A 26,149-nucleotide genomic window follows, 5' to 3' on the forward strand; every position below is an offset into this window, starting at 1 on the left:
GCCCCGCCTCAGTCTCTCAGTTCGAGCACGCCGGAGACTCCCGGCCGTGCCGTGCCGCCGTCGCCGAGGGCCGCGTCGTCGGCGACCTGTCCGTCGAAGAAGCTGATGACCCGGTCGGCGGCGCTGGCCATCCGGGCGTCGTGGGTGACCATGAGGATGCTCTGGCCGCGCCCGTGGCAGCGGGAGAGCAGCCGGGCTACATCGCGGGTCCCCTTGCTGTCGAGGCTCCCCGCGGGCTCGTCGGCGAGCAGCAACGCGGGGTTGTTGACCAGGGCGCGGGCCAGCGCGACCCGCTGCTGTTCACCGCCGGAGAGCTCGCCCGGCATCGACCGCTCGCGGCCTTCGAGCCCCAGCTCCTCCAGGAGCTCGGCCCGGCTCCTCCGTGCCGCGCGGGGCGACACCCCGGCGAGGAGAGCCGGCAGTTCGATGTTGTCGGCGACGGTCAGGTTGGAGACCAGGTTGAAGAACTGGAAGACGATGCCGATGTGGCGGCGCCGCAGCATCGCCCAGCGGGCCTCCGAGTAGCCGTCGACCTGCTTCCCGTCCAGCCACAGGCGCCCGCTGTCCGGCCGTTCGAGACCGCCCACGAGGTGCAGCAGGGTGGACTTCCCGGCCCCGGACGGTCCGGTGATCGCGACGAACTCACCCGGCCGCACGGTCAGGTCCACGCCTCGTACCGCCTGGACAGGGGCGCTGTCGCCGTGGTGGGTCTTGGTCAGACCCTCGGCGTGCACGATCGTGTCCTGTGGGGGCGCCGCGACGGGACCTCCGCTCATTCCAGCTCCTCCTGACAACGCTCCAGCCAGTCGAGGTCGGCCTGCAGGTGCAGCATGGCTCCCTCGATCAGGAGTTGGGCGATCTTGTTGTCGCGGTCCTCGGTGGCGGCGAGCCTGGAGAGGGTGCGCATCATGTTCAGGTGCTGGCGCCGCTGCTTGTTGATCAAGGTGATCGGGTCGGCGAATCCGGAGAGCGGGGCCAGCGCGAGCTTCATGAAGAACTCGTCGCGCACTCTCGGTTCGTCGGCGGTCTCCTCGAACCAGGCGGCCACGGCTTCCCGCCCCGCATCCGTCAATTCGTACGTCCGCTTGTTGGGGCGACCGGACTGTTCGACATCCTCACCCTTGATCAGACCGCTCTTCTCCAGCCGCCCGAGCGTCACGTAGACCTGGCCGACGTTCGGCTGAGGGTATGCGGAGCCGAGGAGTTGTTCAAGGCCCTGCTTGAGCTCGTAACCGTGGGCTGGGCCCCGGGTGAGGAGTGCCAGCAGCTGCTGCCGCACACGCTCCCCCTTCTCTGTCGTTCCGGAACCCGATGCCGGACCTGAGACCGGTGGACCAGGCGGCGGCGTGGTGATGTGGGGGCCCAGTATCCCCGATTCCCCGGGCGCGACATATGCCACGATGGTCCACGTCGCGTCCGGGACCACGTGCAGGAGGAGCCCATGGGGTGGATGCGGGCCGTACGGAGGGGGATGCTCGCGGCGGCGGTCGTTCTCGCCGGATACACGGGCGTCGCGCAGGGTGCCGGTGAGCCGACGGCCGGTGGCAGGGGGCCGCTGACCTTCGTCACGGCGGGGGACCTCACCCGCTACCTCGGGCCCCTGGTCGACGACTGGAACCGTGAGCATCCGGGCGAGCGGGTCACCCTCGTCGAACTGCCGGACTCGGCGGACGAGACCAGGGCCCAGATGCTCAGCGAACTCCGCTCCGGCAGCAGCCGGTTCGACGTGCTCAACCTCGACGTGGCCTGGACCTCGGAGTTCGCCGCGGCCGGGCTGATCACCCCGCTGGACCGCGACCGGTTCGAGCTGGACGCCTTTCTGCGCCCCGTGGTCGACACGGCCACCTTCGACGGGCGGCTGTACGCCGTCCCGTACGTGACCAACGCCGGGCTGCTGTACTACCGCAAGGACGTGCTGGACGCGGCCGGCGAGAAGCCGCCGACGACCTGGGCGGAGCTCGCCAGGCAGGCGCGCACGCTCGCTCCGCGCCACGGCCTGGAGGGGTACGCGGGCCAGTTCCTGCCCTACGAGGGGCTGACCGTGAACGTGACCGAGGCGATCCAGTCCGCGGGCGGCACCGTCCTGCGCGACGACGGCACGCGGGTCGCGGTCGACTCGGACGCGGCGCGGGCGGGTCTCGCGTTCCTGGCCGGCGGCCTGCGGGAGGGCTGGATCCCGGCGGAGGCCCTGAGCTACAAGGAGGAGGAGTCCCGGGCCGCCTTCGAGGAGGGCCGCCTGCTCTTCCTGCGGAACTGGCCGTACGTCTACTCGGACGCCAACGGGCCCGGATCGAAGGTCGCGGGACGCTTCGGCGCCGTGCCGCTGCCCGGCCTCGACGGGCCGGGCACGAGCGTGCTCGGCGGATCGAACCTCGCGGTGTCCGCCCGCTCGAAGAGCGCCGCCACGGCCGCGGACTTCATCGCGTACCTGACGAGCGAGCGGGTGCAGCGCCAGGTCCTCACCCGGGGCGCGCTGCCGCCCGTGCGGGCCTCGCTCTACGACGATCCGGACCTCGTCGCCTCCCATCCCTACCTCCCGATCCTCCGACAGAGCGTCCTCGCCGCCGTGCCCCGCCCCAAGAGCGCGCGGTACGACCAGGTCAGCCTGGTCGTCCAGGCGGTCGGCCAGGACGTGCTGGCGCTCCGCGAGACTCCCGAGGAAGCCGTGCGGCGACTGACCCGTGAGCTGGGCGCCATCTCGGGTGGCTCGTGAGATTGATGCGCTCCTCCCCGGGCCGCTACTTGCACGTTGGGTAGCGGCCCTCTCCTTTGCTCGGACAGTTCTACCCAATCGGGCATCCTCACAAGCAAGTACTGCAGCGTCGTTGACATCCTGCCGTCACAGCTACTTAACATGAATGCATAGCAGAGGCGCCCCCGTTCGGGTGCTCTCCTTCACTGCAGACAGGTCGACGCGAGATGCTCAGCACGCTTGCGGCCGATGCCGGCCGCCCTCCCCACCCCCGCTCCGCCACCGCCCCCTGGTGGCGGGACGCGGTGATCTACCAGGTCTACGTCCGCAGCTTCCTCGACAGCACGGGGGACGGTGTCGGAGACCTCGCCGGAGTCCGCGCCGGGCTCCCGTACCTGCGGAAGCTGGGCGTCGACGGCATCTGGCTGAGCCCGTTCTACCCCTCGCCCCAGCACGATCACGGCTACGACGTCGCGGACTACCAGGGCGTCGACCCCGTCTACGGCGACCTCGCCGAGTTCGAGCACCTGGTCACCCAGGCCCACCGGCTCGGACTCAAGCTGCTGATCGACATCGTCCCCAACCACTGCTCCACCGAGCACCGTTGGTTCCGCGAGGCGCTGGCCGACGGACCGGGGAGCCGAGCACGGTCGCGGTTCCACTTCGCCCCCGGCCGCGGGCCGAACGGGGACCTGCCGCCGAACAACTGGCACGCCATGTTCGGCGGTCCCGCCTGGAGCCGCGTCAGGGAACCCGACGGCACGCCGGGGGAGTGGTACCTCCACCTCTTCACCCCCGAACAGCCGGACCTCAACTGGCGCGACCGCCGGGTCGGCGACCACTTCGAGCAGGTGCTGCGCTTCTGGCTCGACCGCGGTGTGGACGGGTTCCGTATCGACGTGGCCGCCGGGCTCTTCAAGCACCCCGAACTCCCGGACTCCGACGACCCGACGGCGGACGAGCGCACCCGTGACTCGGTCAACCCGCTGGCCTGGAACCAGCCGGAGGTCCACGACGTGTGGCGCCGCTGGCGCGCGATCTGCGAGGAGTACACCGCGCGCGACGGCATCGAACGTCTTCTCGTGGGCGAGGTGTCCGTACCGAGCGCGCGCGAACACGCCCTGTACGTACGGCCGGACGAGCTGCACCAGGCGTTCTTCTTCGACCTGCTCAGCGCCCCCTGGGACGCCAACGCCTTCCGGGCCGTCATCGACGAGGCCCTGCGCGACATCGCGGGCACGGGCTCCACGGTCACCTGGGTCCTCAACAACCACGACCAGGTCCGCACCGTCACCCGCTACGCCGGCGGCCCCGGCTGCGAGAACGTGGGCTCCGCGCGGGCCCGGGCGGCGGCCCTCCTCATGCTGGCGCTGCCCGGCGCCGCCTACGTCTACCAGGGCGAGGAGCTCGGACTGCCCGAGGTGCTCGACCTGCCCGACGACGTCCTGACCGACCCCATCTTCCACCGCACCGGAAGCCGCGCCCGGATCAGGGACGGCTGCCGCGTCCCGCTGCCCTGGTCCGGCCAGGCCTCCCCGTTCGGCTTCAGCGAAGGGGCGACCGGCGCCCGCCCCTGGCTGCCGCAGCCGGAGTGGTTCGCCGAGTACGCCACCGACCGCGCCCTCGCCGACACCCGCTCCTTCTGGCACCTCTACCGCGAGGGGCTCCAACTCCGGCGTGAACTACCGCAGTTGGGGGAAGGAGAGCTGCGCTGGCTGGAGGCGCCGCCGCAGGTGCTCGCCATGGCGCGCGGTGACGGTCTGGTCTGCGCCGTGAACTTCGGCTCCGAGACCGTCCCCGCCCCGGTGCCCGGCGCGCCGCTTCTCGCGAGCGGACCCTGCCCACCGGGCGAGCTTCCCGGAGCGACCGCCGCCTGGTGGTCCGTCGACACCCCCTGACCCTGCCCGCCCCGCCCGCTCCCCAAGGAAGGATGGACCGTCATCATGAGACGACCCGCCACCACAGCCCTCCGTACCACCGCCACCGTCACCACGGCGCTCGCCCTCGCGCTCACCGTCACCGCCTGCGGCGGCGACACCGGACCCGCCGCCGGAGGGGGCGGCGAACTCGCCGGCAAGACGGTCACCGTCGCCGGGGTCTGGACCGGCAGCGAGCAGAAGAACTTCAAGAAGGTGCTCGACGCGTTCACCGCCAAGACCGGCGCCAAGACCGTCTTCGTCCCCTCGGGAGACAACGTCTCCACCTTCGTGGGGAGCAAGATCGAGGGCGGCAACGCCCCGGACGTCGTGCTCGTCCCGCAGGTCGGCGTGCTCCAGCAGTTCGCCAAGGAGGGCTGGCTCACACCGCTGTCCCCGAAGACCACCGAGACCGCCACCGCGGGCCTGGCCCCCGTCTGGAAGAACTACGGCACGGTCGACGGGAAGTACTACGGGCTCTACTTCAAGGCCGCCCACAAGTCGACCATCTGGTACGCCCCCGAGGCGCTGACCCAGGCCGGCGTGAACGAGCCGAAGAGCTGGCAGGAACTCCTCACGGCCGGACGGACGCTCGCCGACTCGGGCCGTCCCGCCTTCGCGGTCGCGGGCGAGGACGGCTGGACGCTCACCGACTGGTTCGAGAACGTCTACCTCTCCCAGGCCGGACCGGAGAAGTACGACCAGCTCGCCCAACACAAGATCAAGTGGACGGACGAGAGCGTCGTCACGGCCCTCACGACGCTCGCCGAGGTCTTCAAGGACAAGCAGCTCGTGGCCGGCGGCGCCCAGGGCGCCCTGCAGACCGACTTCCCCGGCTCGGTGGAGAAGGTCTTCGGACCGCAGCCCGAGGCAGGCATGGTCTACGAGGGCGACTTCGTCGGCGGCGTCGCGAAGGACGAGTTCGGCAAGAAGCCCGGCGTGGACGCCAAGTTCTTCCCGTTCCCCGCGGTCGGTGCGGGCACCGCGCCCGTCGTCAGCGGCGGTGACGCGGCGGTGGTCCTGAAGGACGCCAAGAACGCCGACGCCGGCATGAAGCTCCTGGAGTTCCTCGCCACCCCGGAGGCGGCCGAGGTGTGGGCCGGGGCGGGCGGCTTCCTCTCCCCGAACAAGAACGTCAAGCCCGAGGCGTACTCCGACGACACCACGCGCGCCACCGCGGCCTCGCTCGTCGCCGCCGGCGACTCGGTGCGCTTCGACATGTCCGACCAGGCCCCCGCGGCCTTCGGCGGCACCAAGGGCGCCGGAGAGTGGAAGCTGCTCCAGGACTTCCTGCGGGACCCGTCGAACCCGAAGGCGACCGCGGCGGCTCTGGAGGCCGAGGCGGCCAAGGCGTACGGGAACTGAGGCCACCCGCCATGGCCCGTACTCCGAAGGCACGCGCCGCGGACAACCCGCGGCGCCGTGCCCTGCGCAGAAGGCGCCTCCTCGGCGCGCTCTTCGTCCTGCCGGCCCTGCTGCTCCTGGGGGCCCTGGTCGTCTACCCCGTCGTGTTCTCCATCGGTCGCAGCCTCTTCGACGCGAGCGGCGACCGTTTCGTCGGCGGGGACAACTACCTGGAGATGTTCCAGGACCCGGCCACCCTCAAGGCGGTCCGCAACAGCGCGATCTGGGTCGTGGTCGCGCCCGTCCTGCTCACCGGGCTCGGGCTCGTCCTCGCCGTCCTCACCGAGAAGGTGCGCTGGGCCACCGCGTTCAAGCTGGTCCTGTTCCTCCCCATGGCGGTGTCCTTCCTCGCCGCGGGCATCATCTTCCGGCTCGCCTACGAGCAGAACCCCGACCGTGGCGTGCTCAACGCGGCGATCGTCGGCGTCCACGACGCGATCGACGAACCGTCCCCGTACCCGACGGCACGCGCGCGTGCAGGGAAGGGGCTGACCGGCACCCCCGACGAGGGGTACACGACCGTCGAGGTCCGGCCCGGCGACGACATCGCCCTGCCCTTCGTCGGCGTCGCGCCCGAGGCCATGCCCAAGGGGGCGATGCCCGCCCGGCTGCCGGAACCGTCGGCCGGGAGTCTCTCGGGCGCGGTCTACCTGGACTTCACACCGGGAGCGGGCGGCCGGCAGGGCCGGATCGACCCGAAGGAGAACGGCCTTCCCGGCGTGACGGTCGAGGTGGTGCGCGCGGGCTCGGTCGTCGCGTCCGCGGAGACCGGTGCGGACGGCTCCTTCCGCTTCGCCGACCTCGGCGACGGCGCCTATACGCTGCGGGTTCCGGCGTCCAATTTCGCCGCCGGGTACGCCGGCGTCGACTGGCTCGGCCCGGCGCTGGTCACCCCGGCCATCATCGGCGCCTACCTCTGGGTCTGGACCGGCTTCTCCATGGTCCTGATCGGGGCGGGGCTCGCGGCCATCCCGCGCGACGCCCTGGAGGCGGCCCGGGTGGACGGCGCGACCGAGGGGCAGATCTTCCGCAAGATCACCGTCCCGCTGCTCGCACCCGTCCTCACCGTCGTCTTCGTGACCCTCGTCATCAACGTCATGAAGGTCTTCGACCTCGTCTACATCATCGCCCCGGGCCCCGTGCAGGAAGAGGCCAACGTGCTCGCCACCCGCATGTGGCTGGTCTCCTTCGGCGGCGGCAACGACCAGGGTCTCGGCAGCGCGCTGAGCGTGCTGCTGCTCCTTCTCGTCGTACCGGCGATGATCTTCAACATCCGGCGCTTCCGGAAGGGCGGATCATGAGCAGCCACACGGGCGCGAACGCCCGTACCGGACCGACCAGATGGCTCGGCAACTCCGCGGTCCAGGCGCTCCTGGTCCTCGTCGCCCTCGTCTGGATCACCCCGCTCGCCGGGCTCTTCCTCTCCTCGCTGCGCTCGGAGCAGGACAACGCCTCGAACGGCTGGTGGACCTCGCTGTTCGACCCGGCCCAGTTGTCGATCGACAACTACCAGGCGCTCTTCGCGGACTCCGGTCTCGTCACGGCCTTCTGGAACACCGTCCTGATATCCGTGCCGACGACGGTGCTCGTCGTCGGCATCGCGGCCCTCGCGGGATACGCGTTCGCCTGGCTGAGCTTCCCCGGCCGGGACGCCGTCTTCCTCGTGGTCGTGGGCCTGCTCGTGGTGCCGGTGCAGATCGGTCTGCTGCCCGTGGCCAAACTCTTCGGCGCGGTCGGCCTGTTCGGCACGGTCGCGGGCGTGATCCTCTTCCACGTCGCCTACGGCCTGCCGTTCGCCGTCTTCCTGCTGCGGAACTACTTCGCCGAGATCCCGAAGGAGATGCTGGAGGCGGCGCGTCTGGACGGCGGCAGCGAGTGGCGGATCTTCCTGCGGCTCATCCTGCCGCTCGGCCGGCCCGCCATCGCGAGCCTGGCGATCTTCCAGTTCCTCTGGGTGTGGAACGACATGCTCGTGGCCCTGCTCTTCGCCGACAGCGAGTCGCAGCCGCTGACCGTGGCCCTCCAGTCCCAGATGAGGCAGTTCGGCAGCAACATCGGCGTCCTCGCGCCGGGTGCGTTCCTGTCGCTCGTCGTCCCCCTCGTGGTGTTCTTCGCCTTCCAGAAGCACTTCGTCCAGGGGGTGATGGCGGGCTCGGTGAAGTAGCGGCGAGGGGGACGAGCACGGCGTACGGGCCGGGACGACGAGCCGACGACGGCGACGCCGGGCGGGCGACCGCGTCGGGCGGGCGGCTCGCCGTCACCGGGGTGGGCGCTCCGTGGAGGTGGTGGCGAGCGCCTCGGCGCGCAGGACGGCAGCCACGCGCGCGACGGACGGTTCCAGGGGGCCGCCCTCGCACCCGCGGCGCTCGGCACGGTCAGGGCGTCGCGCGGACGATGACGAGCGAGCCCTCGTACGTCGGCTGGGTGCGCAGGTGGCCGAATCGCTCGTCCCAGGACCCGGAGGCCAGGTCACGGCGCAGGGTCCGGTCGAAGTGTTCGCGGGCGTCGTCGTCGACGAAGCTCCAGGCGGAGCACGCCTGGCGGGCGGCGGGGTCGAGGAGCATCTCGGGGCGCCCGTAATACGCCTCGTTGAAGCCGTCCGTGCAGTCGAGCGGAATCGGCACGGCCTCGACGGTGACCGTCCCGCCGAGGGCGGCGGTGATCTCGTCGAGGGGAGGGTAGCGGCGCGCCTCGGTGTCGAGGACCTCGGGCGCGTACGCGTACAGCCAGAAGTTCCGTACGAGTGCGGGGTCGCAGCTCAGCACCACCACGGGACCGACGGCCACGCGCCGCATCTCGCGCAGTCCGGCGGTCACGTCGCTCCACTGGTGGACGCTGAACATCGTCATCGCCGAGTCGAACTCGCCGTCGGCGAACGGCAGGTCCTCGGCGATGGCGTCGACGGCGCGGGGAAGCCCGGTCGGCCGTTGCGCGCGCATCGAGGCGGACGGCTCGACAGCCGTCACGATGCCGCCGACGTTCTCGTACGAACCCGCCCCCGCCCCGACGTTGAGGACGGTGCGCGCCGCTCCCAGCGCCTGGGCGATCTGTCGGGCGATGCGTCCGTCGGGCCGGCGGTAGGTGGACCCGGACCCGATCGCGCCGTAGTCGACGTCGCCGGCGCTACCGTCGTGCGAACGTGTCGTCATCTGCCTTACCTCGCCTTGTGAGCAGGAACAGCGGGAGCGGAAGCAAGGCCGGCGCGTCGGCGACCTGATCGGCGGCTTCCGCGACGACAGCCGCGCACTCCATCCTGCATATGCTGCTCTCAGAGCGCAATCAGCTCACGAATGCTTGGTCGATCGCCTAGTTCAGTGCGCAGATGTGGTTCGGCTCTTTGGATGTGTCGCCAGGGGAGTGGTCCACGGGAGTGCTCCAGGGGGCGCGTGGTCTCGCCGCCTTCGGCGAGCCCCTGCGCGCCGACATCGCGGAACGACGCGCAGGGCCCTCCTGGCCGGTTGCCCCGGCGCGGCGAGAGCCACTCCTCCGCGCTGGACCGGTACGAGCGAGTCAACCAGGCCCGACCCCGTCAGAGCGATTGGATTCAGCCACAGAGATCGGCTTCGCTCGGGGGTGTACGTACAGTCGATCATCCAAGAGGAGGAAGCGCGCCCTAGGGGCACATCTGCGAGGCGGGAATGCCATGAGATTTCGCTTGTGCGGTGGGCGTCTGGTGCGGGAGCTGCCGGAGAGTCGACGCCCCGCTCGCAGCTGGGGAATGAATCCGGGATCAGGAATGGGGAGACCCCTGTGGAATGCGCGAGGGAATGACGTCCATTCGGCTGGTGGATGCGACGCGGTTCGCGGAAGGTATTTCCCTTTCCGGTAGCGTCGTTGAGGACGCAGGTCACAGAAGTGACGACCGTTCCTCCCCGGCTTTGTGAGGCGTGTTCTCCATGACCCTGTCCATTCGTAACCAGCTTTCCGGCACCGTCACCGCCGTCACCACCGGTGAGGCCATGGCGTCCGTGAAGGTGCGCCTGGCCGGCGGCCAGAACATCACCGCCGCCATCACCGCCGACGCCGTCAAGGACCTGGGCCTGGCCGAGGGTTCCGCGGTCAAGGCGCTGGTGAAGTCGACCGAGGTCGCCCTCGCGACCGGCCCCGTCGACGGCATCTCCATCCGCAACCAGCTCGCCGGCTCCGTCACCGAGGTGTCGACGGGCGGGGCGATGGGCTCCGTGAAGGTCACCGTCGACGGTGGTGAACTGACCGCGGCCATCACCAAGGACGCCGTCGAGGACCTCGGTCTGAACGCCGGCTCCTCCGTCGTGGCCCTGATCAAGTCGACCGAGATCTCCCTCGCCTCCGCCTGATCACCCCCTGGCACCCGGGAGGGCCGCGCTCCGCCACGGGAGCGCGGCCCTCCGGCGCGTCCGGCCCCGCACCCCTGCTGCTCCCGGGAGCGTGAACCGTGCGTCAGGACCAGAGCTGTCGACGCTGCCAGCCGGAGCCTTCCTTCTCGTACCGCAGCCGGACGTGGACGCGGGTCGCCGCGGCCTGCCAGAACTCGACGACGTCCGGCTGGACGGTGTAGAGGGTCCAGGCGGGCTCGACGAGCCCCGGTTCCGCCTCGATCCGGGCGAGGCTGTCCCGCAGCGCCCGCTCGCCCACGTCCGGGTCGACGAGGTAGCGGCTCTGCCGGCCGAGCAGCGTCTCGGCCCTCGCGGTGGCCGAGCGGGCGAGGAAGTCGGCGGCCGAACGGTCGGCGGGCGCGGGCCGGACCGCGCCCCGTACACGGACCTGCCGCCCGAACTCCGCCCAGTAGAAGGTGAGCGCGGCGCGGGGCGTCCCGCTGAGCTGGACGCCCTTGGGACTGGCGGCGTGGCCCGCGAAGCGGAACCCCTCGGGACCGACGTCCTTCAGGATCAGCACCCGCGCGTCGGGATCGCCCGCCTCGTCGACGGTGGACAGCGTCATCGCGTGCGGGTCGGGCACCCCGGCCTCGACGGCGTCCGTCAGCCACGCGAGGAACAGCTCCGAGGGCTCGGCCGGCGCACGGTGCGTGGCGAACTCGGGCATCGGCCGGGCGAACACCTCGATGCCCCGCAGCCAGTCACGCACGCTGGTGGTGCCGCTCTCCGCCATGTCGTTCTCGCAATCTCCGGACGGGTGCTGCCGGGGTCAGAGGGGCACGACCGTGGGCTCGGTGGCCTTGACGCTGGTCCATACGGACACACCGTCGGCGAGGCCGAGTTCGGCGGCTGCTTGCGGGGTGATCTCGGCGACGAGGTCGGGCGCCTGCTCGGAGGTGATCAGGACCCGCAGCCGACTGCCGCTGGCAGTGATCTCGCGTACGGTGCCGGGCCAGACGTTACGGGGGCTGCCCGTGGGCTTCTCGCGGTGGACGGAGACCGCCTCGGGCGCCACGATCGCCAGCGCCGGAGTACCGGCCGACGGCGGGTCGGTGGCGACCAGGAGGCCGCCGCCGTCGAGCGCGAGGCCCTCCGGCGTGGCCGTGCCCGGCCAGGCGTTGCGTCCGAGCATCCTTGCCACCCAGGGGGATCGGGGGTGCCGGGTCACGTCTGCGGGCGCGGCGTCCTGGAGGGCGCGGCCCTCGTCGAGGACCAGGACGCGGTCGGCGAGGGACACGGCCTCGACGGGGTCGTGGGTGACGATCAGACAGACACCGGCGAAGCCCGCCAGGTGCGAGCGCAGGGTGTGACGCACATGGGCGCGCGTGGTCTGGTCGAGCGCCGCGAGCGGCTCGTCGAGCACCAGCAGCCGGGGCCGGGCCGCCAGGGCACGGGCCAGGGCGACGCGCTGGGCCTGTCCGCCGGACAGCTGGGTCGGTCTGCGGTGGGCCAGGTGACCGACCCCCAGGCGGTCGAGCCAGCTCTGTGCCTCACGGCGGGCCTCGGCGCGGGAGACGCCCTGCGCGCGCAGCCCGTAGGCGGTGTTGGCGAGGGCCGTCATGTGCGGGAACAGGGCGCCGTCCTGCGGCACCCAGGCGACGCGCCTGCGGTGCGGCGGGAGCGTGGTGACGTCGGTGTCGCCGAGGGTCAGGTCGGCGTGGGCGCGGGGGGTGAGGCCGAGCAGGGCGCGGAGCAGCGTCGTCTTGCCGGCGCCGTTGGGGCCGACGACGGCGATCGTGGTGCCTGGCTCGGCGTCCAGGGTGAGCTGGGTGAAGCCGGTGACCTCGGCGTGCAGGGACCAGCGTTCCCCGGAGGGCACGGCCGGGGGGGCGTCGACCGTCGCCTCGGCCGCGATCGGGTCCGTGCCGACGTCGGGAGCGGTACGGCGAGGCCGGTCGATCGGGGTCCCGGTCCACCGTCCGCGCAGGGCGATGAGGACGCCCATGGCGATGGCGAGGAGGAGCAGGGAGACCGAGGTGGCGGCCTCCGGTTCGTCCTGGAGGAGCAGGTAGACCTGGAGGGGCAGGGTCTGGGTGGTGCCGGGGAGATTGCCGGCGAAGGTGATGGTGGCGCCGAACTCGCCGAGTGCGCGGGCCCAGGTGAGGGCCGCGCCCGCGATGACCCCGGGAGCCACCATGGGCAGGGTCACCGTGAAGAAGACGCGTACCGGCGAGGCGCCGAGGGAGGCGGCCGTCTCCTCGTAGCTGGGCCGCAGCCCGCCGAGCGCGCCTTCGAGGCTGATGACGAGGAAGGGCATCGCGACGAAGGTGGCGGCGAGAACGGCGCCGGAGGTGTGGAACGGCAGCGTGATGTCGAAGGTGTTCTCCAGCCACGGCCCGAGCAGCCCCCGTCGGCCGAAGGCGAGGAGCAGGGCGACACCGCCGACCGTGGGCGGCAGCACCATCGGCAGCAGGACGAGGGAACGGACGAACGCCTTGCCGGGGAAGGGGACCCGGGCCAGCAGCCAGGCGAGCGGCACTCCGAGCAGCAGCGAAAGCCCCAGCGCCCAGAAGGAGACGACGAGCGACAGCTTGAGCGCCTCGACGGTTCCCGGCGAGGACAGGTGGTCGGCGAGTTCGCCCCACTCGGTCCGTACGAGGATCCCGAGCAGCGGCAGCGTCAGGAAGGCCACGGCCAGCAACGCGGGCAGCGCAAGCGTGAGAGGGGGACGTGCGCCGGGAGTACGCGCGCCTGCTCGTTTCATCGGTGACCCCGCAGAGAGTGAGGACAAGGGGTGAGGGGCTGCCCGTCCCCCCGGTACGGGCAGCCCCTCACGATCTGTGTGATCTGGGTACGTTACGGCTTCTCGAAGCCGGCGTCCTGGAGGATCTTCTGGCCTTCGGGGGAGGAGAGCCAGGCGACGAAGGCGGCGGCCGCCTCGGCGTTCTTGGAGTCCTTGAGGGTGGCGGCGGGGTACTGGGCGATGGCGTTCTGCGCGTCGGGGATGGCGACGGCGTCGACCTTGTCCTTGGCGGTTTCGGCGTCGGTCTTGTAGACGAGGCCGGCGTCGGCCTCGCCGAGTTCGACCTTGCTGAGCACGGCGCGGACGTTGGGCTCCTGGGAGACCGGCTTCACCGTGATCTTCTGGGCGTCGAGGATCTGCTTGCTGTACTTGCCGGCCGGGACTTCGGGGGCGGCGAGGACGACCTTGAGCTTGGTGTCGGCGAGGTCCTTGAGGTCGTCGACCTTGTGCTGGTTGCCTTCGCCGGTGGCGATGACGAGCCGGTTCTTGGCGATGATCGCCGGGGTGCCGGTGTCGTTCTTGACCTTGTCCATGCTCTTGGTGTCGGCGGTGACCAGGACGTCGGCGGGCGAGCCCTGGGAGACCTGGGCGACGAGTTCCTGGGAGCCGGCGAAGGAGAAGGTGACCTTGGTGCCGGGGTTGGCCTTCTCGTAGGCGGCGCCGGCGGTCTTGAAGACGTTGGTCAGGGAGGCGGCGGCGAGCACGGTCAGGTTCGCCTTGGGCGCGGCGCTCGCCGCACCGGAGGCGGTGGGGCCGGCGGTGTCCTTCTCGGGGGCCTCGTTGCCGCAGGCGGTGAGCGGGACGAGCAGGGCGGCGGTGAGGGCGGCTGCGGCGACACGGCGTCTGGTGAGAGCGACGTTGAGGGTCATGAGGGTCCAACTCCTTGGGAACGAGCGAAAGATGCGGCGGCAGGGGAGGGGCGGGCCGTGGTGGCGGCCGGAGTCTGCGGGCGCTGCGTGAGGGGTGGTTCAGGTGCGGTCGATGTGCACGCTGGTCGACTTCACGCGGGCGGTGGCCTGCATGCCGACTTCGAGGCCGAGTTCTTCGACGGCCTCGCGGGTGAGGAGGGAGACCAGTCGGTGGGGGCCGGCCTGGATGGTGACCTGGGCGGCGATGTCGCCGAGTCTGATGCCGGTGACGATGCCGGGGAAGGCGTTTCGGGCCGAGGTGTAGGACGCGTCGTCCTCGCCGCCGCCCTGCGCGATCTCCGTGGAGAACGCGGCGAGGGACTTGCCGTCGATGACGCGCCGTCCGCTCTCGTCGCGATGGGTCGCGACCCTGCCCGCGTCCGCCCAGCGCCGCGCGGTGTCGGGGCTCACGCCCAGAAGCCGTGCGGCCTGCCCGATGGTGTAGGACTGCATGTGCGACACCGTAGGGCGGTTCGGCTCTCATCTGCAACAAAGCCGTGCGACCCTCCATCGCGGATGCGAGTGGCATTGGAGAAAGGTACGTAGCCGAGGGTCGGCCGTCTCACCTGCCGGACGCGCCGGGTGCGCGGCAGGCCGATCGATCCAGATGTCGCTGACCGCGTCGTTCGCCTGTGACGCGCGGGGATCCTCCAGTCCCGGTCCTCATCTTCTGGATGAAGATCTAGGAGATATTTCGCCGTATTGCCTTCGCATCTACGATGCTGAAACTCGGGTTCGCCTTGTGATTGTGAGAGGCGGGTCCGGTCCGCAGGTACGCAAGGAGCCCCCATGCAAGTCGATCACCTTCTCCGTCTCGACCGCCTCGACCTCTCCCTCGTCTGGGGAGAAGAGGTGCTGCTTGGTCAGGAGATCGGCGGCGTCACGGCGACGGACCTGGAGGATCCTGCCCGGTTCCTGCAGCCGGGCGAGATCGTGCTCAGCGGGCTCGTGTGGTGGGGGCGCGAGGACGGGGCGGTGAAGGCGGACCGGTTCGTCTCGGCGCTGCGCGAGGCGCGCGCGGTGGCCCTGCTCGCGGGAGAGGAGACGCACGGCGAGGTGCCGGACGAGTTGGTGACCGCCTGCCGCAGGCACCGGATCGCGCTGCTCGCCGTCCCGGCGCACACGACCTTCCGGGCGATCACCGAGGCCGTCTACCTCCGGCAGTGGGGTGAGCTCAGCCGCCGTCCCACGGACCACTTCGCGCTGCCGGAGAACGTACGCGTGGATCTGGACCGGGCGCTGGAACGCGGGGCGCCGGCGGCTGAGTTGCTCGACCGTGCCTTCGCCTTCCTCGGCGTTCCCGAGTGCCATCTCCTCACGGGCAGCGGCAGGACGGTCGCCCGTACCGCCACCGCGCCCGAACTCCCGGCCCCGCGAGCGGCGGAGGCGCTGCGCGGCCGGCAGGGCGCGACCGTGCGCATCGACGCCGACGACACGGTCTTCGACTCCTGGCACCTCTACGTGCCGGAGGACGGTCAGGTGCCGCCCAGGATTCTGGCCGAGATCGCCGAGTTGCTCGGCCGGCACCGCCGACGACAGGAACAGCAGAGGGCGGCGCGGAAGCAGGCCCACGAGGAACTCGTGAAGCGGGTGAACGCCGGACACGGCGAGGTGCACGGCCTGGAGGACGCGCTGCGCGCGTGCGGCCTCCCGGTCGCGGCCACCTACACCGTGGTGGTCGCAGCCCTGGCGAGCACGGAAGCCCCCGGAGCCGCCGCGGCACTCGCGGAGGCGCTCGGTCATCAGAAGGTGGCCGCGTTCGCCCTCTCGGCGCGTCCGGAGGGCGAGGCCGTCGCGGTGCTGGCGCATGAGCCGGGCCTCGACCTCGACGTACGGGCGCGGCTGGCCGAGGTGTGGCCGCTGGTCCACGCCTGCCTGCCCGCCGCCGCCCTGCACGCAGGTGTCAGCGACCCCGCCGGCAACCCGGCCGAACTCGCCGGCGCCCTCGCCCAGGCCCGCTACGCACTGGCCGGGGCCCGTGCGACGGCACCGGCGACGGCGCGGGTGGCGGGGCTCGCCGACCTCGCCGACCTGGAGACGCTCCTGGCCGGCATCCCCTCCCATGTACGAGGGGTGTACGTGGACACGGTGCTCGGCCCGTTGCTGCAGGCCGACCAGGGTTCCCGCGCCATGCTCCTGGAGACCCTGAAGGTCTTCCTGGACCACAACTGCTCGTGGGCCAGGACGGCCGACGCGCTGCACCTCCACGTGAACACGGTCCACTATCGCATCGAGCGCATCGAGGGCCTCACCGGCCGGGACCTGTCCCGACTCGACCACAGACTCGACGTGCGCGCGGCACTGATGTGCAGCTGACAGCCTCTGCCGTCGGGGAAGGTCCACCTGGTGATTCGACCAAGGTCACAGGGGTCGACTCGCCTGAATCCTCTGGGGATCGACCACTCAATCGGGCCGTTTCCCCGGTGCTACGTTCGGCCCGGCCATGTGAGGAGGCAGGTATCACCACCGTCTGCCCCGCTCGTCACCGGGCGGCCGTCGCGGTGGGAGACCCCGGATGAGGAAGGGCGCGATGACGGTAGGCGACCGGATGGACGAGCGGCTGCGGGTGCTCCGACTGCTGGAGGCCGAACGCATGGCGCGGGCCGTGTTCGACCGGGCGATGGAGGAGGGCGCGATCACCCCGGGCCGCTCCGAGAGCGAGGCCGAGAGCGCGATCCGCGGCATCGCCCGGGAGGTCGCGGGGCCGATGCTGTCGGGCCCGGGGCGGCTCGTGCGGTCCGGTCCTCACACGGTGCTCCCGACCGGGCGGCGGATCCCGGATCGAGCGATCGGGGTCGACGACCTCGTGGTGGTGGATCTCAGCCCGCTGATGGTCGGTCACGAGACCGGCTTCGCCCGTACGGTGGCCTTCGGCGAGGACCCCGGACAGCGCCGGCTCGTCGAGGATCTGTACGGGGTGTTCAGGGACGGCCGAGGGACGTTCCGGGGGGACGAGAACATCACAGGCGGTCAACTGCACGCCGAGGTCCGCGCCTTCGCACTCAAGGCGGGCTGGGATCTGGGCACGTGGCACGTCGGCCGCCCGACGGGCGCCGCGGCCGAGGACGCCAGCGCGGCGGCGCGAGGGGAGGAGTTCATAGCCCCGGAGAACAACAAGCCCCTCCGCCGCACGGACCACGCGGGGTTCCGAGCCCATTGGACCATGGAGATACGACTCGTCGACACGTGCGGCGGCTTCGCCGGAACGCACAAGCAACTCCTCGACCTCGTCTGACGCACGGCGGTCGCGCGGGCGCAGGCCACCTCGACGGGACGTCGAGGACGTCATGACCTGGGCCCGCCCCGCTGCGTCGGTGGGCTACTTCGGCCCCGCCCGGAACCAGGCCGCGGTGTCCGGCGGCACCAGCCCTTCGTCGAGGGCGGAGCTGGAGAGGAGAAGTTCCGCATGGGCGGGGGGCCGGACCGGGGCGGGGGACAGGTTGGCGACGCAGAGGAAGCCGTCCCCGCGGGAGAAGGCGAGGACCCCGTCGTCCGAGGGCAGCCAGGTCATCTCGCCGTCACCCAGCGCGGAGTCGGCACGGCGGACGCGCAGCGCCGCGCGGTAGAGCTCCAGCACCGAGTCGGGGTCGCCGGTCTCGGCCGCGACGGTGTGGTCCTTCCAGGCCGGCGGCTGGGGCAGCCAGAGTTCGGTCTCCGTGCCGGGCGGACTGAAGCCGAACGGGGGCTCGTCGCCCTCCCACGGCAGCGGGACCCGACAGCCGTCGCGGCCGGGGTCGGTCCCGCCCGACTGCAGGACGGCCGGGTCCTGCCGCTGGTGGAGGGGGATGTCCTCGACCTCCCACAGGCCGAGTTCCTCGCCCTGGTACACGTAGACGCTGCCCGGCAGGGCGAAGCTGAGCAGGGCGGCGGCGCGGGCCCGCCGGGTGCCGAGCCCGAGGTCCACGGGGACGGGCTGGTGCCGCTCGGTGTACGACGTGTCGGCGCGGCCGTAGCGGGTGACGACGCGGGTGGTGTCGTGATTGCCCAGGACCCAGGTGGCGGGGGCGCCGACGGGGGCGTGCTGGGCCAGCGTCTCGTCGATCACGGCCCGGAGCGCGGAAGCATCCCACGGGGCCTGCATGAAGGGGAAGTTGAAGCCGGTGTGCAGTTCGTCGGCGCGGAGATAGCGGGGCAGGGAGTCCGGGGAGACCCAGAGTTCCCCGACGAATACCCGTTCGTCGGCGTAGGAGTCGGCGATCCGCCGCCAGGCGCGGTAGATATCGTGGACCTCCGGCCGGTCCGCGTCCGGCGGGGGCGCCCCTTCGGGCAGGGTGGCCTTGTCGGGCAGCCCGTCCTGCTTGACCAGCAGGGACGCCACGTCGATCCGGAAGCCGTCGACGCCTCGGTCCAGCCAGAACCGCAGGGTCGACTCGAACTCCTCCCGCACCTCCGGGCGGTCCCAGTTCCAGTCCGGCTGCTGCGGGGCGAAGAGGTGCAGGTACCACTCGTCCGGCGTCGTCCCGTCAGGTCCCGTGGTACGGGTCCAGGCGGGGCCGCCGAAGCACGACTGCCAGTCGTTCGGCGGCAGTTCACCCTGCTCGCCACGCCCGGGACGGAAGTGGAACAGGTCACGCACGGGGGAACCGGGTCCGGCGAGCAGCGCGGCCTTGAACCAGGGGTGCTCGTCGGAGCAGTGGTTGGGGACCAGGTCGACGATGATCCGCAGACCGAGCTCATGGGCCTCGGTGATGAGTGCTTCGGCCTCGGCGAGGGTGCCGAAGAGCGGGTCGATGTCCCGGTAGTCGGCCACGTCGTAGCCGGCGTCGGCCATCGGTGAGACGTACCAGGGCGAGATCCACACCGCGTCGACCCCCAGGTCCCGCAGGTGCGGCAGCCGCGCCCGGATGCCGGCGATGTCGCCGATCCCGTCGCCGCCGCCGTCCGCGTAACTGCGCGGATAGATCTGGTAGATGGCGGCTCCGCGCCACCAGGGGGAGTCCGGTGCGGTCGAGATGCTCATGAGGTCTCCTGCTCGCGAGTGGGCTGGGGAGTGCTGCTGGAGGGCGCCTGAGGTGAGCCTGGTCGCGGGCCTCGCGGGCCTCGCGGGCCTCGCGGGCCTCTGGGCCTCAGGCGCGAGGTGTGCGTCCGGTGGGCTGCCTGGGTCCGCGGGGTTGCCGGCCTCGGGACCTTGTGGGTCAGGCCGTTCGGGTGGGGCCCGGAAGGTTCGACCCTCCGGTGAAGATGCCCTGCAGCGCCACGGCGGCTGCGCCGCGCGCCCAGGTCTCGTCGGGCAGCGGACGAAGCAGGAGCTCGTACGCGCCGCCGGTCGGCAGTGTCTGCGCGGCGAAGGTCTCGCGCACCGCGCTCAGGAGCAGATCGGAGGCGACGATCCCTTCGCCGGAGAGGATGATCCGCTCGGGGTTGACGAGATTGGCCAGGGCCGCGATGCCGGACCCGAGGGCAGCCCCGGCCCGGGCGAACGCGGCGGCCGCGGTGGCGTCGCCCCGGCGCGCGAGCTCCGCCGCCCCGGCGATGTCCAGGTCCGCAGGGCCTCCGGCTTCGGCGATCGACGCGAGGATCGCCGGGTCGGACGCGATCGTCTCCAGGCATCCGCGATTGCCGCAGCGGCACGACCTGCCGCCGGGAGCGACCACGAGGTGCCCCAACTCTCCCGCCGCGCCCCTGGCTCCGGCCACGACCCGCCCGTCCAGCACCAGGGCGCTGCCGATGCCGGCGCCCAGCGTCACGACGGCGAACCAGGGCATGTCCACGCCCGCCCCGAACCACAGCTCGGCGACGGCGAGCGTGTTCACATCGTTCTCGACGACGGTACGCAGCCCGGTTTCCGCCTCCATCAACGCGCCAAGGGGGACGGACTGCCAGTTGAGCATCGCCGAAGAGCGCAGCGTCCGGTGGTCGTTGTCGATCTGGCCCGCCAGGCCGACTCCGAGGTCGAAGGTCCGGGAGCCGAACGTGTCGTCCTCCGCCAGCAGTCGGCGCACCAGATCCCCGGTGCCCGCCACGACCGTGGCCACCTCCGTCGACTCCAGCCGGGACCGCTGCTGGGCCACCACGCGCCCGGAGAGATCGACGACGACGCCGATGATCTCGCGTTCCATGACCTTCACCCCGACCGCGAAGCGGCGATCCGGACGCACGCTCAACGGCACCCGGGGCCTTCCCGCGCCGGTCGAACTCCCCTCCTGCTCGACGACGTAGCCCGCTTCGATCATCGGGGCGACGACCTTGGTGACCGCGCCCTGCGACAGGCCCGTCAGTTCCGCGAGTTCGCTGCGGGCGATCGGTCCCTTCGTGACGATCGCTCCGAGGACCGCAGCGCGATTCCGATCGCGCACGACGTTCCGGTTCTCGGGGGTCGTGTCGCCGGGTCCCATCGCCACCTCCGCACAACGCTGCCGCGCACGCTTCCGGTCAGATCCTCCAGCAGGTTTCTTTCCTGTGTCAAGAAATCCCCTGCCCCCTCCTCGCCGGTGACTGTCAGAGGCGTCGGGCACAGTGGAAGAGGTGATTCCTCGACGAGCGGGGTGACCTCATGACACACGCGATACGGGCGGAAGGCCTCACCAAGCGGTTCAAGGGGACCGAAGCACTCAAGGGCATCGATCTCGAGGTCCCGCAAGGCACCGTCCTGGGCCTGCTGGGGCCCAACGGTGCCGGCAAGACCACGGCCGTGCGGATCTTCGCCACGCTGCTGCTCCCCGACGGGGGCCGTGCCGAGGTCGGCGGGTACGAGGTGGTGGGCCAGGCCCGTCAGGTCCGGTCGCTGATCGGCCTCACCGGCCAGTTCTCCGCGGTGGACGACAACATGACCGGCACCGAGAACCTGGTGATGATCGGCCGCCTGCTCGGCATGCCGCGCCCCGAAGCGCGGGCGAGGTCGGCCGATCTGCTCCGGCGTTTCCACCTGGAGGACGCCGCGGGGCGCGCCGTGAAGACGTACTCGGGCGGGATGAGACGGCGCCTCGACCTCGCGGCGAGCCTCGTGGGGCGGCCCCGCATCCTCTTCCTCGACGAGCCGACCACCGGGCTCGACCCGCACAGCCGCGGCGAGGTCTGGGGGATGCTGCGCGATCTGGTGTCCGAGGGCATGACCACGCTGCTGACCACGCAGTATCTGGACGAGGCGGACCGGCTCTCCGACAACATCGTCGTCGTCGACCAGGGCAGCGTGATCGCCCAGGGCACCCCCGACGAGCTGAAGACGCAGGTCGGGGGGCAGGTGCTGAACGTGCGGCCGGTCGCCACTGCCGATCTGGCACGGGTCCGCGCGCTCGTGGCGGAGGAGGCGGGCCCGCAGACCGCGATCGAGGACCACCGTGTCATCGCCCCCGTCACCAGCGAGGCGCTCATGCCCCGTGTGGTGCGCCGTCTCGACGACGCGGGCATAGCCGTGGGCGAGCTCACCCTGCGCCGCTCCTCCCTCGACGAGGTGTTCCTGGCCCTGACGGGTCACAAGGCGCAGGCGAACGACCCGGCGACGTCCGACGACGACTACGCGTCCACAGGGAGCCCGTCATGACCGGCATGGACCTCACGGAGACGGCCGCCCGCGGAGGCAACCGCGTCCACGTGGGCGCGGCGCTGCGGCAGACGGCCACCATGGCCTGGCGGAGCCTGATCTCGGTCAAGCACAACCCGCTGGAGCTCGTCGACTACAGCATCACGCCGATCATGTTCGTCTTCCTCTTCACCTTTGTCTTCGGCGGACAGATGGCCGGCTCTCCGCAGGACTACCTGCAGTACGCCCTGGCCGGGATCATCGTGCAGAACACCCTGTTCATGAGCATGTACACCGCGATGTCACTCAACGCCGACCTGACGAAAGGCGTGTTCGACCGGCTGCGCAGCCTCCCGATCGCCCGGGCTGCGCCGCTGTACGGACGCATCGCCGCCGACCTCGCGAAGCAGCTCTGGGCGATGTTGCTCATGATCGGCCTCGGCACCCTGCTCGGGTTCACGATCACCGGCAGCGCCCTGGGCTTCCTCGGTGCGACGCTGCTCCTGCTGACCTTCGCCGCCGCCGTCTCCTGGACCGCCGTGCTGATCGGCATGCTGGCGGGTGACGCCGAGAAGGTGCAGGTCTTCGCCTTCACGATCATCTTCCCGATCACCTTCACGAGCAGTGCCTTCGTACGGGTCGACACGATGCCGGGATGGCTCCAGGCGTGGGTCGAGGTCAACCCCGTCACGCACCTGTCCGACGCGTTCCGCGGCCTCCTGCTGGGCACTCCGGTCGCGTCGTCCGTGATGTGGTCACTGATCTGGGCCGCGGGCATCACGGCCGTCTTCATGCCGGTCGCGATGCGCGTCTACAACTCCCGCAGCCGCTGACACCGCGACCCCTGACAGGGGCCGCGGTGAGGCCGCCGGTCAGCCGACGATGGCGACGGGGGCGTCCCAGGCGTTGCGGTCCACGTTGATCGTGTGACCGCCGCGGGTCTCCTTGCTGTTGGCCTTGTACTGGTGGCCCCGGCTGTGGTTGGTGTACAGCTTCGGGTCCCAGGGCCAGTCCTTGGTGGTGGTCTCCTGGCCGTTCCACAGGGCGTACCAGAGGTTGCCCGGCAGGTCCGTACGGTCCTTGGCGGTGGCGATCGCCTTGGCGCTGGAGCTGCTGAAGCCGTAGAGGCCGGCGCGGTACGTCTTGGCACGGAGGGTCTTGGTGAACGCCCGCACGTACGTCAGGGTGGCGTCGTTGCAGGCCTTGTCCGCGATGTCGTACGACTCCATGTTGAGGTAGATCGCGCTGCCGGCCTTCATGCCGAGTGCCGAGGCCTTGGCGATCGCGTCGTTGGCGTTGCTCACGCCGACCGAGGTCGCGGTGGCCGCGGTGAACCTCTCCTTGTTCCCGCTCTTCTGGCAGGGCGGCTGGGCTCCCACGTACAGGGGGATGACCCGCCAGCCGAGGGTGTCGACCGACTTGACCCACGACTTGGTGAGGTTGGGCTGGGCGCAGCCGCGGTTCCTGCCCCCGATGTAGACGGCGACACCGCCGTAGTAGCCGTCCTTCTTCCACGCCTTCATCGCGGTGAGCGAAGGCGCGGTGCAGGCGTCGAAGGCCCGGCCCGTGTAGGTCTTCTGCGCCGGCCACGCCGGGGCGGCCATCGAGGTCTGCGCCGCGACCCCGGCGCCGGCCACCACGACGACACCCGTCGTCGCCAGGGCGATGTGACGACCTCTTCTGGACAACCGATGCTTCGCCATTTCCCCACCCATCCGGCCCCTTGCTCCGGATCTCCGGAGCGCGGCCACTCTATCCGGGGCGGGGCGGGGCCCTCCTGGGTGACCCGGCCTGCCCGTATGCGTCGTATGGATGTTTGGTTAGGCTGGCCTTGTCCGGCGCGCGAAGCCGGGCGTGCGGCATCGGGTCCCGGTGCCGCGTATGTGGACCGAGTGACCATCACGGACAGGGGCGCGGCGCAGGTGAGAGACGGTGACCCTGGCTTGTACGTGGTGTGCGCCCGTCGGGGCGGGACGCCGATCCGGGTGAGTGCCGACGCGGGCCGCGGCCCGGCTCCCGAGACGAGGCGCCGTGGATAAGATCGCGCTCACTGCCGGAGCCCTGTACGTCATCGTCCTGCTCCGCGCCGGAGGGACGTTCGCCGTCGGATGGCTCGCCGGTGCCGGTGCCCGGCGCAGCCGGTTCGCCGAGCGGATCTCCTCGGCGAGGTTCCAGCGCGCCGAGCGGGCGATCCAGCGGTGGGGCGCACCCGTGGTGGCCGTCTCCTTCCTGACCGTCGGCTTCCAGACCGCCGTCAACTTCCTCGCGGGCACCATGCGCATGCCGTTGACGCGCTACCTCCCCGCCCTGTTCATCGGCGGAGCGGCCTGGGCGCTGATCTACGCCACCGCGGGGATCGGCGTGCTCGAAGTGGTGGGAAGGCTCTTCGCCGAGCGGACGGCCCTCGGCGTGTCCGCCGTGGCCGCCCTCCTCGCGGTGTGCGGGGTGGTCGTGTACCGCAGGAGAAACGCCGCGTCGTCCGCCGCCGCCGAGACCGTGGCCGACGAATCCTGAGCCGGTCCTGGCGGACGGCCGGGATCCGGCGCCCCTCCGAGGAGCGGACCTCCTCCTAGGCGCGGACCTCTTCCCAGGCTTCCGTTCGCGTCAACATCAGGCCGATTCCATTCGAAAACCTTCGTACGGCACGGGTGTTGCGGGGCCCTGCCCACGTGCGCGCATTACTCTTCGTTGACCCACCTTTGGGCTTGCTTTGGTGAATTCGGGTGAGGGTGCGAGCGGAGGGAGGAGCGTTCACGATGCCGGCCGTCCGCCCGTCCGTGGCCTTGCGCGCGACCCTCCTGCTCGTCCTCGCCCTCGTCTGCGGTACGTGCGTCCTGCCGGGCGCCGCAGGGCCCGCGGCCCCGGCGCCGCAGCAGCCCCGACTCCAGCAGCCCGCGGCCGTCGCGGCGTACGAATCCGCGCACTCCGGGGGGAGCGAGGCCGACGCGCCCAGGGGTTCCGCCGTCCACCGCGACCGGCGGCGGGCCGCCGCCTCGCCCACCGGCCCTCCCGGCCCTCCGCCTCTCGTCGCCCGCGCCGCGCCGCGCACGGACCCGTCGGCCACGCGGCCCACGGCTCCCGAGTCCCGGCCGAGACCGCCGGCCGCCCACGACTCCTCCGCGCTCCAGGTCTTCCTCTGCTGACAGGTCGGCACCACCCGCGCCGACCTGTCAGCCCGACGCACCCCCGCGGTGCGCCAGGAGGAATCCTTCATGCCGTCCTTCCCCTTCCTGCGGCAGGACTTCGCCGCTTCGCTCGTCGTCTTCCTCGTCGCTCTCCCGCTCTGTGTCGGTGTCGCCGTCGCCTCGGGCGTCCCCGCCGAACTGGGGCTCATCACCGGCATCGTCGGCGGCATCGTCACCGGCCTCATGCGGGGCAGCAGCCTCCAGGTGTCCGGTCCCGCCGCCGGCCTCACCGTGCTCGTCCTCGAAGCGGTCCGCACCTTCGGACTCGCCGCGCTCGGGGTCCTCGTCCTGGCGGCCGGTGTGTTGCAGATCGGCATGGGGCTGCTCCGATGGGGCCGCTGGTTCCGGGCGATCTCGCTCTCCGTCGTGGAGGGCATGCTCGCGGGCATCGGCCTGGTCATCATCGCCGGGCAGTTCTACGCCGCGGTGGGCGCGCCCGCCCCGGGATCCGGTCTCGACAAACTCGCCGGACTGCCGGGCGCGCTCGTCGACGCGCTGGGGAGCCGTACGGCCCTCGCGTCGCTCGCCCTCGCGGTCGGTACCGTCCTCGTCCTCGTCGGCTGGCGGCGGATGCCCGCCCGGGCGCGGGCGGTGCCCGGCGCCCTGGTCGCGGTCGTACTGGCCGCCCTCGCGACCGCCGTGTTCGGCCTTCCGGTGGAGACCGTGCGAGTGGGCGGCGTGGCGGCGGCCGTGAACCCGCCGGACTCCGATGCCCTCTCCGCGCTCGCCGACCCGGCCCTCATCGGCACCGTCCTCGCGTTCGCGCTGATCGCCTCCGCCGAGTCGCTGTTCAGCGCGGCGGCGGTCGACCGGCTCCACTCGGGGCCGCGGACGGACTACGACAAGGAACTCGTCGCCCAGGGCGCGGGCAACGCGCTGTGCGGCCTGCTGGGCGCGCTGCCGCTCACCGCGGTCATCGTGCGCAGCTCGGCCAATGTCGAGGCCGGGGCCCGGACGAAGGCGTCCCGGGTTCTCCACGGCGTCTGGCTGCTGCTCTTCGTCGCCCTGCTGCCCGCGGTCCTCGCCTTCATCCCGCTGGCCTCGCTGGCCGGCGTTCTCGTGCACGCCGGCTGGAAGCTCATCCCGTTCAAGGGTGTCCTGACGCTCTGGCGCCGGCACCGGGGCGAGGCCCTGGTGCTCGTGGTCACGGCGACGGCGATCGTCGCGGTCGGCATGTTCGAAGGGGTCCTGATCGGCCTCGGGCTGTCGGTCGTGAAGGCGGCCTGGGAGGCCTCGCACCTGCGGATCGAGCACAGCGACGACGGCCGCGGCGCCGTCCGCGTGCGCCTCCAGGGGACGATCACGTTCCTGCGGCTGCCCCAGATACTCGACAGCCTGGAAGCCCTGCCCGACGACCGGCGTGTGGTCCTGGACCTCTCCGGGGTCGATCACCTCGACCACGCCTGCCGGGCGGCACTGGAGACGTGGGCCGAACGGCACGGTGACGCCGATGCCGACGCCGAGGTCAAGCCGCGCTGACGGCTCTC

At 71.5% G+C, this 26,149-nt stretch carries 23 protein-coding genes; 13 read left to right on the top strand and 10 right to left on the bottom strand.

Annotated elements, in window-relative coordinates; all coding sequences use genetic code 11:
- Nucleotides 1-8 precede the first annotated feature (8 nt).
- Together ACF09C_RS27380 and ACF09C_RS27385 are read right to left on the bottom strand one after the other, a co-directional pair.
- Nucleotides 9-776 carry an ABC transporter ATP-binding protein gene (locus ACF09C_RS27380; protein ID WP_392095191.1) on the bottom strand — a complete coding sequence of 256 codons (768 nt, stop codon included), beginning with the start codon at nt 774-776 and terminating at the stop codon, nt 9-11.
- Entirely contained in the window at nt 773-1,279 is a 507-nt protein-coding gene (locus ACF09C_RS27385) for a PadR family transcriptional regulator (protein ID WP_392095193.1), read from the bottom strand. Before ACF09C_RS27385 ends, ACF09C_RS27380 begins: the two co-directional genes overlap by 4 nt.
- Nucleotides 1,280-1,441: 162 nt before the next feature.
- On the opposite strand from ACF09C_RS27385, the gene ACF09C_RS27390 reads away from it, so the two are divergent.
- From ACF09C_RS27390 to ACF09C_RS27410, 5 genes are all read left to right on the top strand, one after another.
- Nucleotides 1,442-2,713 (top strand): ABC transporter substrate-binding protein, encoded by a 1,272-nt coding sequence (locus ACF09C_RS27390; protein ID WP_392095195.1) that lies wholly within the window; start codon nt 1,442-1,444, stop codon nt 2,711-2,713.
- A gap of 206 nt (nt 2,714-2,919) precedes the next feature.
- Nucleotides 2,920-4,590 (top strand): glycoside hydrolase family 13 protein, encoded by a 1,671-nt coding sequence (locus ACF09C_RS27395; protein ID WP_392095197.1) that lies wholly within the window; start codon nt 2,920-2,922, stop codon nt 4,588-4,590.
- A 45-nt stretch (nt 4,591-4,635) separates the two neighbouring features.
- Nucleotides 4,636-5,973 carry an ABC transporter substrate-binding protein gene (locus ACF09C_RS27400; protein WP_392095199.1) on the top strand — a complete coding sequence of 446 codons (1,338 nt, stop codon included), beginning with the start codon at nt 4,636-4,638 and terminating at the stop codon, nt 5,971-5,973.
- Between the two features lie 11 nt (nt 5,974-5,984).
- Complete coding sequence (locus ACF09C_RS27405; RefSeq protein WP_392095201.1) at nt 5,985-7,313, top strand: ABC transporter permease subunit; 1,329 nt, start codon at nt 5,985-5,987, stop codon at nt 7,311-7,313.
- Nucleotides 7,310-8,176, top strand: coding sequence for a carbohydrate ABC transporter permease (locus ACF09C_RS27410; RefSeq protein WP_392095203.1), 867 nt, complete (start codon nt 7,310-7,312; stop codon nt 8,174-8,176). Before ACF09C_RS27405 ends, ACF09C_RS27410 begins: the two co-directional genes overlap by 4 nt.
- 211 nt (nt 8,177-8,387) lie before the next feature.
- On the opposite strand, the gene ACF09C_RS27415 is transcribed toward ACF09C_RS27410, so the two are convergent.
- Nucleotides 8,388-9,161 carry a class I SAM-dependent methyltransferase gene (locus ACF09C_RS27415; RefSeq protein ID WP_392095204.1) on the bottom strand — a complete coding sequence of 258 codons (774 nt, stop codon included), beginning with the start codon at nt 9,159-9,161 and terminating at the stop codon, nt 8,388-8,390.
- Nucleotides 9,162-9,908: 747 nt separating this feature from the next.
- Here ACF09C_RS27415 and ACF09C_RS27420 point away from each other — a divergent pair.
- Nucleotides 9,909-10,328: a molybdopterin-binding protein gene (locus ACF09C_RS27420; RefSeq protein WP_392095206.1), complete on the top strand. Its 420-nt coding sequence runs from the start codon at nt 9,909-9,911 to the stop codon at nt 10,326-10,328.
- A 103-nt stretch (nt 10,329-10,431) separates the two neighbouring features.
- Here the strand turns inward: ACF09C_RS27420 and ACF09C_RS27425 are convergent, their stop codons facing one another.
- The 4 genes from ACF09C_RS27425 to ACF09C_RS27440 form a co-directional block, all read right to left on the bottom strand.
- Nucleotides 10,432-11,100, bottom strand: a complete 669-nt coding sequence (locus ACF09C_RS27425) for a pyridoxal 5'-phosphate synthase (protein WP_392095208.1) — start codon at nt 11,098-11,100, stop codon at nt 10,432-10,434.
- A 36-nt stretch (nt 11,101-11,136) separates the two neighbouring features.
- Nucleotides 11,137-13,071 (bottom strand): ABC transporter permease, encoded by a 1,935-nt coding sequence (locus ACF09C_RS27430; protein ID WP_392095210.1) that lies wholly within the window; start codon nt 13,069-13,071, stop codon nt 11,137-11,139.
- Nucleotides 13,072-13,163: 92 nt separating this feature from the next.
- Nucleotides 13,164-13,979 carry a molybdate ABC transporter substrate-binding protein gene (gene modA, locus ACF09C_RS27435; protein WP_392095212.1) on the bottom strand — a complete coding sequence of 272 codons (816 nt, stop codon included), beginning with the start codon at nt 13,977-13,979 and terminating at the stop codon, nt 13,164-13,166.
- Between the two features lie 99 nt (nt 13,980-14,078).
- Nucleotides 14,079-14,471 carry a molybdopterin-binding protein gene (locus ACF09C_RS27440; RefSeq protein WP_392095214.1) on the bottom strand — a complete coding sequence of 131 codons (393 nt, stop codon included), beginning with the start codon at nt 14,469-14,471 and terminating at the stop codon, nt 14,079-14,081.
- 336 nt (nt 14,472-14,807) lie between these two features.
- Between ACF09C_RS27440 and ACF09C_RS27445 the strand changes: the two genes are divergently transcribed.
- Both ACF09C_RS27445 and ACF09C_RS27450 read left to right on the top strand, forming a co-directional pair.
- The gene (locus ACF09C_RS27445; RefSeq protein WP_392095216.1) at nt 14,808-16,334 is read left to right on the top strand and encodes a PucR family transcriptional regulator; all 1,527 of its coding nucleotides are present in this window, start codon (nt 14,808-14,810) and stop codon (nt 16,332-16,334) included.
- A gap of 214 nt (nt 16,335-16,548) precedes the next feature.
- Entirely contained in the window at nt 16,549-17,253 is a 705-nt protein-coding gene (locus ACF09C_RS27450; protein ID WP_392095218.1) for a M24 family metallopeptidase, read from the top strand.
- A gap of 84 nt (nt 17,254-17,337) precedes the next feature.
- Here the strand turns inward: ACF09C_RS27450 and ACF09C_RS27455 are convergent, their stop codons facing one another.
- Together ACF09C_RS27455 and ACF09C_RS27460 are read right to left on the bottom strand one after the other, a co-directional pair.
- Nucleotides 17,338-18,978, bottom strand: coding sequence for a glycoside hydrolase family 13 protein (locus tag ACF09C_RS27455; protein WP_392095220.1), 1,641 nt, complete (start codon nt 18,976-18,978; stop codon nt 17,338-17,340).
- A 175-nt stretch (nt 18,979-19,153) separates the two neighbouring features.
- Nucleotides 19,154-20,353: an ROK family protein gene (locus ACF09C_RS27460; RefSeq protein WP_392095222.1), complete on the bottom strand. Its 1,200-nt coding sequence runs from the start codon at nt 20,351-20,353 to the stop codon at nt 19,154-19,156.
- Nucleotides 20,354-20,511: 158 nt separating this feature from the next.
- On the opposite strand from ACF09C_RS27460, the gene ACF09C_RS27465 reads away from it, so the two are divergent.
- Both ACF09C_RS27465 and ACF09C_RS27470 read left to right on the top strand, forming a co-directional pair.
- Complete coding sequence (locus ACF09C_RS27465) at nt 20,512-21,498, top strand: ATP-binding cassette domain-containing protein (protein ID WP_392095224.1); 987 nt, start codon at nt 20,512-20,514, stop codon at nt 21,496-21,498.
- Nucleotides 21,495-22,310, top strand: a complete 816-nt coding sequence (locus ACF09C_RS27470) for an ABC transporter permease (protein WP_392095226.1) — start codon at nt 21,495-21,497, stop codon at nt 22,308-22,310. Before ACF09C_RS27465 ends, ACF09C_RS27470 begins: the two co-directional genes overlap by 4 nt.
- A gap of 39 nt (nt 22,311-22,349) precedes the next feature.
- Here the strand turns inward: ACF09C_RS27470 and ACF09C_RS27475 are convergent, their stop codons facing one another.
- On the bottom strand, nt 22,350-23,180 hold the full coding sequence (locus tag ACF09C_RS27475; protein ID WP_392095228.1) for a glycoside hydrolase domain-containing protein: 831 nt from the start codon (nt 23,178-23,180) through the stop codon (nt 22,350-22,352).
- A 328-nt stretch (nt 23,181-23,508) separates the two neighbouring features.
- Between ACF09C_RS27475 and ACF09C_RS27480 the strand changes: the two genes are divergently transcribed.
- The 3 genes from ACF09C_RS27480 to ACF09C_RS27490 all read left to right on the top strand — a co-directional run bounded on the left by ACF09C_RS27480 (nt 23,509) and on the right by ACF09C_RS27490 (nt 26,141).
- Entirely contained in the window at nt 23,509-23,991 is a 483-nt protein-coding gene (locus tag ACF09C_RS27480) for a DedA family protein (protein WP_392095230.1), read from the top strand.
- Nucleotides 23,992-24,233: 242 nt separating this feature from the next.
- Nucleotides 24,234-24,620: a hypothetical protein gene (locus ACF09C_RS27485; RefSeq protein WP_392095232.1), complete on the top strand. Its 387-nt coding sequence runs from the start codon at nt 24,234-24,236 to the stop codon at nt 24,618-24,620.
- A 69-nt stretch (nt 24,621-24,689) separates the two neighbouring features.
- Nucleotides 24,690-26,141, top strand: a complete 1,452-nt coding sequence (locus ACF09C_RS27490; protein ID WP_392095234.1) for a SulP family inorganic anion transporter — start codon at nt 24,690-24,692, stop codon at nt 26,139-26,141.
- Nucleotides 26,142-26,149: the final 8 nt, after the last annotated feature.

It is taken from the genome of Streptomyces sp. NPDC014870, assembly GCF_043081505.1.
Taxonomy (GTDB): Bacteria; Actinomycetota; Actinomycetes; order Streptomycetales; family Streptomycetaceae; genus Streptomyces.